The sequence below is a fragment of the Streptomyces pilosus genome, assembly GCF_014649835.1.
In the GTDB taxonomy this organism is placed as follows: Bacteria; Actinomycetota; Actinomycetes; order Streptomycetales; family Streptomycetaceae; genus Streptomyces; species Streptomyces pilosus.
The window spans coordinates 227,648-241,043 of record NZ_BMTU01000003.1 but is presented as its reverse complement, the minus strand read 5'-3'; the positions used below and the strand labels follow the sequence as shown (position 1 = coordinate 241,043).

The 13,396-nt window shown below is 70.9% G+C and carries 10 protein-coding genes and 1 tRNA gene; 2 read left to right on the top strand and 9 right to left on the bottom strand.

What is annotated here, in order from left to right; all coding sequences use genetic code 11:
- Window positions 1-93: 93 nt before the first annotated feature.
- Complete coding sequence (locus IE118_RS09395) at window positions 94-1,755, top strand: protein kinase domain-containing protein (RefSeq protein WP_189557295.1); 1,662 nt, start codon at window positions 94-96, stop codon at window positions 1,753-1,755.
- 74 nt (window positions 1,756-1,829) lie between these two features.
- On the opposite strand, the gene IE118_RS09390 is transcribed toward IE118_RS09395, so the two are convergent.
- Window positions 1,830-3,281, bottom strand: coding sequence for a hypothetical protein (locus tag IE118_RS09390; RefSeq protein ID WP_229846730.1), 1,452 nt, complete (start codon window positions 3,279-3,281; stop codon window positions 1,830-1,832).
- A gap of 96 nt (window positions 3,282-3,377) precedes the next feature.
- Window positions 3,378-3,506, bottom strand: a complete 129-nt coding sequence (locus IE118_RS33985; protein ID WP_003999697.1) for a DLW-39 family protein — start codon at window positions 3,504-3,506, stop codon at window positions 3,378-3,380.
- Between the two features lie 352 nt (window positions 3,507-3,858).
- Between IE118_RS33985 and IE118_RS09380 the strand changes: the two genes are divergently transcribed.
- Window positions 3,859-4,227: a DUF6344 domain-containing protein gene (locus tag IE118_RS09380; protein ID WP_189557292.1), complete on the top strand. Its 369-nt coding sequence runs from the start codon at window positions 3,859-3,861 to the stop codon at window positions 4,225-4,227.
- 366 nt (window positions 4,228-4,593) lie between these two features.
- On the opposite strand, the gene IE118_RS09375 is transcribed toward IE118_RS09380, so the two are convergent.
- The 7 genes from IE118_RS09375 to gnd form a co-directional block, all read right to left on the bottom strand.
- Window positions 4,594-4,670 (bottom strand) — tRNA-Ile (locus tag IE118_RS09375).
- Between the two features lie 121 nt (window positions 4,671-4,791).
- Window positions 4,792-5,535 carry a DUF3566 domain-containing protein gene (locus IE118_RS09370; RefSeq protein WP_189557291.1) on the bottom strand — a complete coding sequence of 248 codons (744 nt, stop codon included), beginning with the start codon at window positions 5,533-5,535 and terminating at the stop codon, window positions 4,792-4,794.
- A gap of 18 nt (window positions 5,536-5,553) precedes the next feature.
- Entirely contained in the window at window positions 5,554-8,151 is a 2,598-nt protein-coding gene (gene gyrA, locus IE118_RS09365) for a DNA gyrase subunit A (protein WP_189557290.1), read from the bottom strand.
- A gap of 42 nt (window positions 8,152-8,193) precedes the next feature.
- On the bottom strand, window positions 8,194-10,254 hold the full coding sequence (gene gyrB, locus IE118_RS09360; RefSeq protein ID WP_189557289.1) for a DNA topoisomerase (ATP-hydrolyzing) subunit B: 2,061 nt from the start codon (window positions 10,252-10,254) through the stop codon (window positions 8,194-8,196).
- Window positions 10,255-10,687: 433 nt separating this feature from the next.
- Window positions 10,688-11,230 carry a DciA family protein gene (locus tag IE118_RS09355; RefSeq protein WP_189557288.1) on the bottom strand — a complete coding sequence of 181 codons (543 nt, stop codon included), beginning with the start codon at window positions 11,228-11,230 and terminating at the stop codon, window positions 10,688-10,690.
- Entirely contained in the window at window positions 11,227-12,348 is a 1,122-nt protein-coding gene (gene recF / locus IE118_RS09350; protein ID WP_189557287.1) for a DNA replication/repair protein RecF, read from the bottom strand. The genes IE118_RS09355 and recF overlap by 4 nt, the downstream gene beginning before the upstream one ends.
- Before the next feature lie 74 nt (window positions 12,349-12,422).
- On the bottom strand, window positions 12,423-13,298 hold the full coding sequence (gnd, locus tag IE118_RS09345; protein ID WP_189557286.1) for a phosphogluconate dehydrogenase (NAD(+)-dependent, decarboxylating): 876 nt from the start codon (window positions 13,296-13,298) through the stop codon (window positions 12,423-12,425).
- Between the last annotated feature and the right edge of the window lie 98 nt (window positions 13,299-13,396).

Here is a 13,396-nt window from a genome sequence, read left to right as displayed (position 1 = left end):
CGGGGGAAGAGCCGGGCGACACCGGGGGAGTCGTCCCGCTCGTGGACGGGGAGGGACAGGGGGACACCGCAGGGGGAGGAGCGACGCACTGCCATGGGTGAGGTCTTCGCCGGCCGGTACGAGCTGGTCGATCCGATCGGACGCGGGGGTGTCGGCGCCGTGTGGCGCGCCTGGGACCACCGCCGTCGCCGTTATGTGGCCGCCAAGGTCCTGCTGCAGAGCGATGCCCACTCCCTGCTCCGCTTCGTCCGTGAGCAGGCGCTGCGGATCGATCATCCCCATGTCCTCGCTCCCACCAGCTGGGCGGCCGACGACGACAAGGTCCTGTTCACGATGGACCTGGTCGCCGGTGGTTCCCTGGTCCACCTCGTCGGCGACTACGGCCCCCTGCCGCCCGCCTTCGTCTGCACACTGCTCGACCAGCTGCTGGCGGGGCTCGCCGCGGTGCACGCGGAGGACGTCGTGCACCGTGACGTCAAACCCGCCAACGTGCTCCTGGAAGCCACCGGTACGGGCAGGCCGCGGCTGCGGCTGTCCGACTTCGGCATCGCGATGCGGCTGGGCGAGCCCCGGCTTACCGAGACCAATCTGGTGGTGGGCACGCCCGGTTATCTCGCGCCGGAGCAGATGATGGGTGCGGAGCCGGACTTCCCCTCCGACCTGTTCGCCGTGGGTCTGGTGGCGCTGTACCTGCTGGAGGGCGCCAGACCGGACGCCAAGGCCCTCCTCCAGTACTTCGCCGACCACGGCACGCCCGGTGCCCCCCAGGGCATCCCCGAGCCGCTCTGGCAGGTCGTGGCCACGCTGCTCCAGCCGGACCCCGTGGCGCGGTTCCGCACGGCGACGGGGGCACGCAAGGCGCTCGCCGCGGCCGCCGAGCTGCTGCCGGAGCCCGGGCCCGACGACGAACTGATCGAGATCTTCGACCAACTCGGACCCCTGCCCCCGGGCTTCGCCGCGGACGGCCCGCTGAAGGCGGCCTCGGGGGTGCGCTCGGGCGGGGCCGGTGCGTCCCCGCCGTCGCACGCCACCGGCGAGCATCCGGCGAGCGGCACCGGCGAGGAGGGGGCCGGGGGAGGATCCCCCGCCGGGAGCGGCGGAGACACCTCCGAGCGACCCCACGGCCGGGGCACGGACATCACGGAGACCCCGGACACCCCGGGGGACGGCTCGGCCGACCCCGAGCCCGCCCGGCCGGCCGCTCCCGGTCCGGCCACGGGGGCGCCCGGTCCGGGTCACGACACGGGCGGTGGCGGCGGTTCCGTGCCCGCCGAGCCGCTTCGGGGCGGTGTCTCCCCCACGACACCGCCCGGGTCCTCCCCTGGGCCACCCGGCATGTCCGGGACGGGCAGTTTCCCTCTCCCGCCGCCCCGGAGCTCGGACACCTCCTCCCCCGTGCCCGCTCCGCCTCCCCCCGCACACGCACCGCACCGCCCGCACCAGGACCGGGACCCCGCACCGCACCGGGTGGCCGGCGCCGCCCCCGCCGTCTCCCCCCACGACCCGACCCGTCCGCTGCGCTCCGCCCCGGCACGGCCGGCCGCCCGCCCCGACGCGTCCACCGCGGAATACACCGCCCAGAGCACGCCGGTGCCGCTCCCGGGTGACGCCGGGACCCCGCACGGCACCACCCAGCCCCGGTCGCACCGCCGGCGCCGCCGCCGTCCCGGCCCCCCGGCCGCGGTGGCCGTCCCGCTCCTGCTCCTGGCCCTCGTCTGCTACGCCGTGGGCTTCTGGGCCCTCACCCGCATCTGAGCCACACCGTCTACGGGAGGGCCCGCCGCCGGACCCCGCCGTCTACGGGAGGGCCCGCCGCCGGACCCCGCCGTCTACGGGAGGGCCCGCCGCCGGGCCGCCAGGGTCCACACGCCGAGTCCCACCAGCAGCGCGCTTCCCGTGCCGATGCCGCCCACCGCGAGCACCCGGTACGGGGCGTCGTCGCCCGCACTCCCGCCCTCGGCCGCCGCCTCCCGGTCCTCCCCCGTGACCGTGAAGACGTCCGCCGGGACGGGCTGCCCCGCGTAGCCGGGTCCGTCCTGGGGCGTGCCGTCCAGCCCCACCCGCAGGGTCAGGGGCACCGGCCCGTCACCGAAGTCGTCGGCGACCTCCGCCGTCAGGTGCGCGGCGAGGTAGTACGAGCCGGCGAACCGCGTCGCCGTGACCTGGCGGGCGGAGGAGTACCGGTTGGCGTGCGCCACCGGTGGCAACGGTCCGAGGCTCCTGGACTTCCGGCCGCCGCCGTAGCCGAGGCCCAGGTCGTCGACGCGGCCGCGGGCGGGGTTGTAGAGGTCCAGGTCGAGCGCGGCGGCGGCGTAGCCGCCGGCGTTCATGCCCGCGCCCCCCAGTTCGGCGGTGACGTGGAGCTGCTGTCCCCAGTCGACGGGGACCTTGTAGAAGAGGGTCTGGCCGGGGCGTATGTCGTCCCGCCACGCTCCCTCGCCGACCGCGGTGGCCACGGCGAAGCCCGCACCGCCCGCTCGCCGCTCCGGCTCCCCCGTGGCGGGCGTGGGAGGGGCGGAGTTCCAGTCCTCGGGCGCGCTCGTGGCGCCGGTCGTCCCCGGTGCCGGCTCCGACACCGTGGTGAGCTCCGTCTCCCAGGCGTCGGGGGAGGAGTTCCTGCCGTCAGGGTCGGCGCGCTCGACGGTCAGGTAGTAGGTGCCGGTGTCGTCGCACGGGGAGTTCCTGGGGGAGATCTCCCGCATGGCCCACGCGGTGACCGGGTGAGGGCTGCCTCCGGCGCCGAAGCTCGCCGTGTCCACGTCGCAGGAGCGGCCGTCGCTGTTGCGCAGGGACACCTTGACCCCGTCGGTGACGGGGGCGTCGCGGCCGGCCGGGGGGACGGCGGTGGCGGAGGCGTAGAGGTTCGTGGTGCCGTCGAGGCGCAGCCGGTAGTGGACCTTGCCGTCCGGCGGGAGGGTGCTCCGGTAGGAGAGGCCGGGCAGCAGTTCCACGGCGTCCGTTGTGCTCACGGCGCCGTCGATCCGCCGCGCGTCCTCGGCGAAGGCGTAGGTTCCGGGGTCCGCCTTCCCGGGTGGTCCCGGCCGGGGAGCCCCGACGGGGGCGGTGACGCCGGCGGCGGGGCCTGTCTTCCCTGCGGTCCCGAGGGCCGAGGCATCCTGCCCCGGCACAGCGCCTCCCAGCACCAGCACGGCCGCCAGGCCCGCGCCCCCGGCGGCCAGGCGCCGGCCCCGCCGGATGTCCGCCCGTCCCCGCGCCTTACCCTGCCGTCCCCTCACGCGCCACCCCTCGTCGCTGCCCGGACGTCGCACCGTGTCGCCCATCCTGCCGCGTGATTGAGGCCCCCGGACAAGGTCCCGGCACACACAAAACCCCGACCGCGAGGCGGCCGGGGTCTGTTCAGCCAGGGCTGTCGGTACTCACGAACCCGTGGGCACGGAGTCAGTCGCCTCCGTCCACAGATCCTGCTCGGCGCGATCCGCCTGGATCTGGCGGTACACGAGGAGCCCGCCGATGGCGGCCAGTGCGACCAGGAGAAGCTTCTTCACCGCGCGACCTCGTCTTTCGTTGACGTAGGGGACCTCTGGCGCCCGACTATACACACCGGTCGATACCGATCGGTGACCTGCGTCGGCCACGTGAACTGCCCCGCATCGCGGCGCAGTAGGAGTGGGACACACGGCCCTCGGACCGGGCGGTGACCACCTCAGCGATCACCTCTCCACGGGCTGTGGCCCCACGGCTTACCCCCCGTCTTCTCAGCTTTTCTCCCTTCATGCGTCCATCCGAGTGGTGTTCATCTGAACATCCACGCGCCACGGGCGTCGGTCCACCACTTCGCGAGCCTCATACACATCATGAGGAAAGTACGCAAATCGCCCAACCCGAAAGTGAGGGGCCATGGCCCGGAACAAGGTCATGAAGCTGTGGAACACCGTCGTCACCGCCTTCCTCGCGCTGTGCACGGCGCTCGGACTGATCACCACGACCGCCTCGGCGGCCGTACCGCAGACCGAGAAGCCGCGCAACAGCGACAGCGCGTCCACGACGGCTGAGCTGACGGTGCCCCTCTGGTCCTGGTCACTGATCAGGGCCTTGCCCCCCACGATGAAGCAGCGCATCCACGCCGAGGCCCACGGGAAGTCCCCCGGCTGCCGGCACAGCTCCGTCGACGAGAGCGAGGCGGAGTCGGACTCCGCGGACTGCTCCGGTGACACGGCGTCCTCCCGGCCCGAACCCGTCAGCGGCCGCATCCCGCTCCAGCGCTGACCGCGCCCGCCCCTCCCGGGCTGACCGCGCCCGCCCCTCCCGAGCCCTCCTCGTGCCGTCGCTGCTTCTCCGAGTCCTGGCGAACTTGCGTACAGCACACCGGCACGACGACGACTCCCCGGCCGCGCCGACGGCCACCGCGGCCCCAGCACCGGACGACCCCCGCCGACACCGGCGGGGGTCTCCTGCTGTCCCCGGCACGTCCCCGGACCCGTGGCACGGGGACCGCGGTCCTGGCGGCTTCTCGCGGATCCGTGGCCGGCGCCCCCTCCGACCTGCCGGGGAGCGGCGCCCTCTCCCGCACCGCCTGTTTTCAGCCGTACACACAGAAGACCCCCAGCCTGTGATGGCTGGGGGTCTTCTCGCTGGTGGGGCTAACAGGATTTGAACCTGTGGCCTCATCCTTATCAGGGATGCGCTCTAACCAACTGAGCTATAGCCCCGCCGCGCTCTGCGGTGTGTGTCCCGCGCGCTGACCCCTGAAGATTAGCGCACGACCGGGGCAGTCCCAAAATCGGTTGTCGCGGGGCTGCCGGAGGAGCCGGTGGAACCGTGCTGAGCAGCTCACTCGTCCTCGGCGAGCGTCAGCTCGACGCCGCCCACGAAACCGGCGGAGAGGTTGTAGATGAACGCGCCGAGGGTCGCGAGGGCCGTCGCCAGGACGACGTCGATGACCGCGATGATCGTCGTGAACATCAGGACGTTGGGCAGCGACAGGAACGACTGGAGGTCGAAGCCGTTCGACTCGTTGGAGCCCGTCGCCTCGGAGATCGTGCCGCCGACCGTCGAGAACACGCCCATCGCGTCCATGACCATCCACAGCACCGCGGCCGCGACGATCGTGCAGATGCCGAGCGCGATGGAGAGCAGGAAGCTGACCTTCATCACCGACCAGGGGTCGGCCTTGGCCACGCGCAGGCGCGCCTTGCGCACCCGCGGGGTGGTGCGCGCCCCCGTGCGCGGGCGCCGTACCGCGCCGGTCTGGCCGGCTGCCGCACCCGCCTGGGCGGGGTAGGCCTGCGGCGGGTGGTACGGGCCCGCCTGCTGCTGCGACTGCCGTTCCCCCGGCAGCGGTGAGGCCGTCTGTGTGCCCGCGCCCTGGTCCGGCGCGGCCTGAGGGCCTCGGGTGTCCGTCACGGTTCCCCCCTGGGATCCCTGCCTGTCGGACGAAGAGGCGTCCTTGACGGGCGACTTGATCGCTTTGAGATTGGTCGTGTGCGGATCGGTCGCCCGCGCGGCGGAGCCACGGCCACCGCCGTCCGTTCCCGTGCTGGTACCGGCCGGTCCGGCGCCCGTGGCTCCGCTCACGCTGACTCACTCCTCGTGCTACTCGGCCGAGGGCGCCTCACCCTCGTCCGTACCGGGGGTCGCGTCCCCGTCGGTGGTGTCGTCCACGGCCACGTCGCCGTCGACTTCCTCCGCCTCGCGTCCCGCCTCGGCGTTACGGGCGATGCCGACGACGGCATCGCGCTTGCCCAGATTGATCAGTTGGACGCCCATGGTGTCACGGCCGGTTTCCCTGATCTCGTTGACTCGCGTACGAATCACACCGCCCGACAGCGTGATGGCGAGGATTTCGTCGTTCTCCTCGACCACCAGCGCGCCGACGAGGGATCCGCGGTCCTCGACGATCTTGGCGGCCTTGATGCCGAGGCCGCCGCGTCCCTGGACGCGGTACTCGTCGACAGCGGTCCGCTTCGCGTACCCGCCGTCCGTAGCAGTGAACACGAACGTACCGGGTCGAACAACATTCATCGAGAGCAGCTCGTCCCCCTCGCGGAAACTCATGCCCTTGACACCCGAGGTCGCACGGCCCATGGGACGCAGCGTGTCGTCCGTGGCCGTGAACCTGATCGACTGCGCCTTCCTGCTGATCAGCAGGAGATCGTCGTCGGCCGAGACGAGTTCGGCACCGATCAGTTCGTCGTCGGTTCCGTCCTCCTGCTCCCGCAGGTTGATCGCGATCACACCGCCGGAGCGCGGCGAGTCGTAGTCCTTCAGCGACGTCTTCTTCACCAGGCCCGCCTTGGTGGCCAGGACCAGGTAGGGCACCGCCTCGTAGTCCCGGATCGCGCGGATCTGGGCGATCGTCTCGTCCGGCTGGAAGGCCAGCAGGTTCGCCACGTGCTGCCCGCGCGCGTCGCGCCCGGCGTCGGGGAGCTCGTACGCCTTCACCCGGTAGACGCGGCCCTTGTTGGTGAAGAACAGCAGCCAGTGGTGGGTGGTGGACACGAAGAAGTGGTTGACGATGTCGTCTTCCTTGAGCTTCGCGCCGCGCACCCCCTTGCCGCCGCGCTTCTGCGCCCGGTAGTCGTCGGTCTTGGTGCGCTTGATGTAGCCCCCGCGCGTGACCGTGACGACGATGTCCTCTTCGGCGATCAGGTCCTCGATGGACATGTCGCCCTCGTAGGGGATCAGCTTCGTCTTGCGGTCGTCGCCGTACTTCTCGACGATCGCGGCGAGTTCCTGGCTGACGATCCCGCGCTGGCGGACCGGGGAGGCGAGGATGTCGTTGTACTCGCTGATCTTCGCCTGGAGTTCGTCGTGCTCCTGGACGATCTTCTGGCGCTCCAGCGCGGCCAGCCGGCGCAGCTGCATCTCGAGGATGGCGTTGGCCTGGATGTCGTCGATCTCCAGGAGGTCCATCAGGCCCCCGCGCGCGATCTCGACGGTGTCACTGCGCCGGATCAGGGCGATGACCTCGTCGATGGCGTCCAGGGCCTTCAGCAGGCCGCGCAGGATGTGCGCCCGCTCCTCGGCCTTGCGCAGCCGGAAGCGCGTACGGCGGACGATGACCTCGATCTGGTGCGTCACCCAGTGCCGGATGAACGCGTCCAGGGACAGCGTGCGCGGCACTCCGTCGACCAGGGCCAGCATGTTGGCGCCGAAGTTGGTCTGCAGGTCGGTGTGCTTGTAGAGGTTGTTCAGGACGACCTTGGCGACCGCGTCCCGCTTCAGCACGATGACCAGGCGCTGGCCGGTGCGCGAGGACGTCTCGTCGCGCACGTCGGCGATGCCGCCGATCTTGCCGTCCTTCACCAGGTCGGCGATCTTCTGCGCCAGGTTGTCGGGGTTGGTCTGGTAGGGCAGCTCCGTGACCACCAGGCACTGGCGGTTCTGGATCTCCTCGACCTCGACCACCGCGCGCATGGTGATCGAGCCGCGGCCCGTGCGGTAGGCCTCCTCGATGCCCTTGCGGCCGACCACGAGGGCGCCGGTCGGGAAGTCGGGACCCTTGATCCGCTCGATCAGCGCGTCCAGGAGCTCCTCGTGGGAGGCCTCCGGGTTCTCCAGGTACCACTGGGCGCCGGCCGCGACCTCGCGCAGGTTGTGCGGCGGGATGTTGGTCGCCATGCCGACCGCGATACCGGCCGAGCCGTTGATCAGCAGGTTCGGGAAGCGGGCCGGCAGGACGGTCGGCTCCTGGGAGCGGCCGTCGTAGTTGTCCGTGAAGTCGACGGTCTCCTCGTCGATGTCACGGACCATCTCCATCGACAGCGGTGCCATCTTGCACTCGGTGTAGCGCATCGCCGCCGCCGGGTCGTTGCCCGGGGAGCCGAAGTTGCCGTTGGAGTCCACCAGCGGCATTCGCATCGACCACGGCTGCGCCAGGCGGACCAGCGCGTCGTAGATCGAGGAGTCACCGTGCGGGTGGTAGTTGCCCATGACGTCGCCGACCACGCGGGCGCACTTGTAGAAGCCGCGCTCGGGGCGGTAACCGCCGTCGTACATCGCGTAGAGCACGCGCCGGTGGACGGGCTTGAGGCCGTCTCGGACGTCGGGCAGCGCACGCGAGACGATGACGGACATCGCGTAGTCGAGGTACGAGCGCTGCATCTCCGTCTCGAGCCCGACGGGCTCGACGCGCATGGCGGAGGGTTCCACGTCCCCGAGAGGCGTGACGGGAGTGTTCTCGTCGGTCATTGCTGGTGAAGGTCCTTCCTGGTGCGGTCAGCTGAGACCGACTCAGATGTCGAGGAAGCGGACGTCCTTGGCGTTGCGCTGGATGAACGCGCGGCGGGCCTCGACGTCCTCGCCCATCAGGACCGAGAACAGGTCGTCGGCCTGGGCGGCGTCGTCCAGGGTGACCTGCCCGAGGACACGGTGCTCCTGGTCCATCGTGGTGATGCGCAGTTCCTCGGCGTTCATCTCGCCGAGGCCCTTGAAGCGCTGCACGGAGTCCTCACGGATGCGCTTGCCGGCGTTGCGGCCCATCTCGATCAGCGCGTCGCGCTCGCGGTCGGAGTACGCGTACTCGAAGTCGTCCCGGCCCCACTTGATCTTGTAGAGCGGGGGACGGGAGAGGAACACGTGCCCGGCCTCGACCAGCGGCCGCATGAAGCGGAACAGGAACGTCAGCAGCAGGGTGTTGATGTGCTGGCCGTCGACGTCGGCGTCCGCCATCAGGATGATCTTGTGATAGCGGAGCTTCTCGATGTCGAAGTCCTCGTGCACACCGGTGCCGAACGCGGAGATCATCGCCTGGATCTCCTGGTTCTGCAGGATCCGGTCGATACGCGCCTTCTCGACGTTGAGGATCTTGCCGCGAATCGGGAGGATCGCCTGGTACTGCGGGTTCCGGCCGGACTTGGCCGAGCCGCCGGCGGAGTCGCCCTCGACGATGAAGATCTCGCACTTGGTGGGGTCGTTCGACTGGCAGTCGGACAGCTTGCCCGGCAGGGACGCCGACTCCAGCAGGCCCTTGCGCCGCGTCAGGTCACGCGCCTTGCGGGCCGCCACGCGCGCGGTGGCCGCCGCGATGCCCTTGCGGATGATGTCCGCGGCCTCGTTGGGGTTGCGGTCGAGCCAGTCGGTCAGGTGCTCGTAGACGACCTTCTGGACGAAGGTCTTGACCTCGGTGTTGCCCAGCTTCGTCTTGGTCTGGCCCTCGAACTGGGGCTCGCTCAGCTTCACCGAGATGATCGCCGTCAGACCCTCGCGGATGTCGTCACCCGTGAGGTTGTCGTCCTTCTCGCGCAGCAGCTTCTTGTCCCGCGCGTACTTGTTGATCAGCGAGGTGAGCGCCGCGCGGAAGCCCTCCTCGTGCGTGCCGCCCTCGTGCGTGTGGATGATGTTGGCGAAGGAGTACACGCCCTCGGTGTAGCCGCCGTTCCACTGCATCGCGACCTCGAGGGACAGGTTCTTGTCCCTGTCCTCGGCCTCCAGGTCGATCACCGTGGGGTGCACCAGGTCTCCCTTGCGGGAGTTGAGGTACTTCACGAAGTCGACGATGCCGCCCTCGTAGTGGTACGAGACGCTCTTGACCTCGTGCTTCTCGTCCTCGCCCGCCTCGTCCGCGCCGGCCGTGGCCTTCGCCGACTCGCGCTCGTCGGTGAGGTTGATCCGCAGGCCCTTGTTGAGGAAGGCCATCTCCTGGAAGCGCCGGGAGAGCGTCTCGAAGGAGTAGTCGGTGGTCTCGAAGATGTCGCCGTCGGCCCAGAAGGTGACCGACGTACCCGTCTCCTCGGTGGCCTCGTGCTTGGCGAGGGGCGCGGTGGGGACACCCAGCTTGTAGTCCTGCGTCCAGCGGTGGCCGTCGGTCCTGACCTCCACCGCGACCCGGGTGGACAGGGCGTTGACGACGGAGACACCCACGCCGTGCAGACCGCCGGAGACCGCGTAACCGCCGCCGCCGAACTTGCCGCCCGCGTGCAGCACGGTCAGCACGACCTCGACGGCGGGCTTGCCCTCGGAGGGGACGATGCCCACCGGGATGCCGCGGCCGTTGTCGACGACCCGGACGCCGCCGTCGGCGAGGATCGTCACGTCGATCGTGTCCGCGTGACCGGCCAGCGCCTCGTCGACGGAGTTGTCGACGACCTCCTGCACCAGGTGGTGCAGCCCTCGCTCACCGGTCGAACCGATGTACATACCGGGTCGCTTGCGGACCGCGTCCAGACCCTCGAGGACGGTGATGGCACTGGCGTTGTACGAGGCGGTGACCTCGCTGCCCGAGGTGGTCGCCTCGCTGCTCACGCCGGTGTCGGTGGACGGGATGTTCTCGTTGGGGTTGCCGGAATCGGCCACGAAGCGCCCTTTCTGGCACAGCACGAGCCGGGCTCGGCGGCAGGTTGCCGGAGCGGCTGCGGCATGTTGCGTTGGTCAGCCTTGATCAGCGTTGCTCAGCTTTTCCCGGGCGGTCCCCACGATGGGGGCGGGATTGTCTTCCATTCTACCGGTAGCGCTGACATCGATGGGGGTTTGCGGGCACCTGAGTCCGCATGTGCCGCCCTCAACCGGTCTCGTCCGACTCCCGATATGCGGAAGGGGGCTCCAAGAGCCCCACGGCGGCACTCAGCGCTTCCGGCCGTCAACCCTTTGCTACTTAGGAGTCAGGTAGTGGTGAGGACCCCTGCGCGACCACCGGGAGAGGACCTCGCCGACGCCTCCCGCGCGGCACCGGTAAGCCCTGATGTGATGTCAGTCACGTGTTCCGTAAGAGGCGGAAATGACCATCCGGTCACCCGTACGTGTCACCGGGACCCGTGCTGCCGGGGGCGCGCAGCGGCCCGAAGCGACGGGCGGGACCGGCCGGACCGACGACCTTGATCAGCCGCACCGTGCCGTGCCCCAGGTCCTCGTTCAGCCGCGCCACCAGGGTCGGCGCGAGCAGCCGCAGATTGGTCGCCCAGGCCGTCGAGTCGCAGCGCACCACCAGCACCCGCTCGTCCTCGTCGTACCGCTCCGGCTCGCAGTGCTTGGCGACGTCCTCACCGACGATCTCCGGCCAGCGCCCCATCACCCCGCCCACCGCCGCCGGGGCCTCCCAGCCGCGCTCGGTGAGCAACCGGTTGATCGCGGCGCCCAGCGCCATCGGGTCGCGCCGGTCCGCGCGCGCGCCGGAACGCAGGCCGCCGCGCCGCGCCTGCTTCTTCTGCTGCGCCGCGTCACCGCGCGCGCGGGCCGCCTCCCTGGCGGCCCGCAACGCCACCCGCGCGAGATCCACACCGGAGGGCTCCGGGCCCTGCCCGGGCCCGCTCCCCGACGCCTCCTGCCCGCTCATACGCGCTCCACCGTCCCCCCGGCCACGGCGAACCGCGTACCCGCCAGCACCTGGGGCACGTCGTCGTCGACGGCCGCGGTCACCAGCACCTGCTCCCCGGCGGCGACCAGCTCGGCCAGCCGTTCGCGGCGCCGCGTGTCCAGCTCGGCGAACACGTCGTCGAGCACCAGCACCGGCTCGTTGCCCTCGGCGCGCAGCAGTTCGTACGAGGCCAGCCGCAGCGCCAGCGCGTAGGACCAGGACTCGCCGTGCGAGGCGTAGCCCTTGGCGGGCATCCGGCCCAGCTTGAGGAGCAGGTCGTCGCGGTGCGGGCCGACCAGGGTGACGCCCCGCTCGATCTCCTGCTTGCGTGCCTCCGCGAGCGCCGCCGTCAGCTGCCCGTAGAGGTCCTCCCGGGTGTGCGCCTCACCGGGCGCGGACGGCTTGTACTCCAGGGCGACCGGACCGCCGCCGGGCGCGAGCTGCTCATACGCCTTGTCGGCCAGCGGCTGGAGGGCGCCGATCAGGTCCAGCCGCTGCGCCAGGAGCTCGGCGCCGGCCCGCGCCAGGTGCTGGTCCCACACGTCGAGCGTGGACAGGTCCAGCGTGCGTCCGCCGTGCCGGCGGGCCAGCGCGGCCGACTTCAGCAGGGTGTTGCGCTGCTTGAGCACCCGGTCGTAGTCGGAGCGGACCCCGGCCATGCGCGGCGAACGGGCGGTGATCAGCTCGTCCAGGAAGCGGCGCCGCTCACCGGGATCGCCCTTGATCAGGGCGAGGTCCTCGGGCGCGAACAGCACGGTGCGGACGATCCCCAGCACGTCCCGCGGCCTGACCTGCGAAGACCTGTTGATGCGGGCGCGGTTGGCGCGGCCCGGATTCAGCTCCAGCTCGATCAGCTGCTGCCGCTCACCCTGCCGGACCTGCGCCCGGACGATCGCGCGGTCGGCGCCCACGCGGACCAGAGGGGCGTCGGAGGAGACCCGGTGGCTGCCCAGGGTGGCGAGGTAGCCGACCGCCTCGACGAGGTTCGTCTTGCCCTGCCCGTTGGGGCCGACGAAGGCCGTCACCCCCGGGTCGAGCGGGACCTCGACCCGGGAGTAGGAGCGGAAGTCGGCCAGCGACAGATGCGTGACGTGCATGGTCGTTTCGCCGACCTCCCCGCGGCGTTGCGGACCGCCGAGCGGCCCTGTGGACGACGTGCGTGCCCTGTGGATTACTTCTTCTCGACCGCGTGACCGCCGAACTGGTTCCGCAGCGCGGCGATCATCTTCATCTGCGGCGAGTCCTCCTGCCGGGAGGCGAACCGCGCGAACAGCGACGCGGTGATCGCCGGCAGCGGCACCGCGTGGTCGATCGCCGCCTCCACCGTCCAGCGTCCCTCGCCGGAGTCCTGTGCGTAACCCCGGAGCCCGTCCAGGTGCTCGTCCTCGTCGAGTGCGTCGACCGCGAGGTCGAGCAGCCAGGAGCGGATGACGGTCCCCTCCTGCCAGGAGCGGAACACCTCCCGCACGTCGGTCACCGAGTCGACCTTCTCGAGCAGTTCCCAGCCCTCGGCGTAGGCCTGCATCATGGCGTACTCGATGCCGTTGTGGACCATCTTCGCGAAGTGGCCCGCGCCGACCTTGCCGGCGTGCACCGAACCGAAGTCGCCCTCCGGCTTGAGGGCGTCGAATATCGGCTGCACCTTGGCGACGTTCTCCGCCTCGCCCCCGTACATGAGCGCGTAGCCGTTCTCCAGGCCCCAGACGCCGCCGGAGACGCCGCAGTCGACGAAGCCGATGCCCTTCGCCGCCAGCTGTTCGGCGTGCTTCTCGTCGTCCGTCCAGCGGGAGTTGCCGCCGTCCACGACGACGTCACCCGGCTCGAGCAGCCCGGCGAGCTCGTCGATGGTGGACTGGGTCGGCCCGCCGGCCGGGACCATCACCCACACCACGCGCGGACCGCTGAGCTTGCCCACAAGCTCCCGCAGGCTGTGGACATCGGCGAGGTCCGGGTTGCGGTCGTATCCGAAGACGGTGTGGCCTGCGCGGCGGATCCGCTCGCGCATGTTGCCGCCCATCTTGCCGAGGCCGACGAGACCGAGCTCCATCAGTTGAGTTCCTTAGGTATGCGACGTGGCGTGACGGCACTTGTGTACCGGCGTCCGAGCCTAAACCCGGACGCTCGCGCACATCTGTGGGCATACGC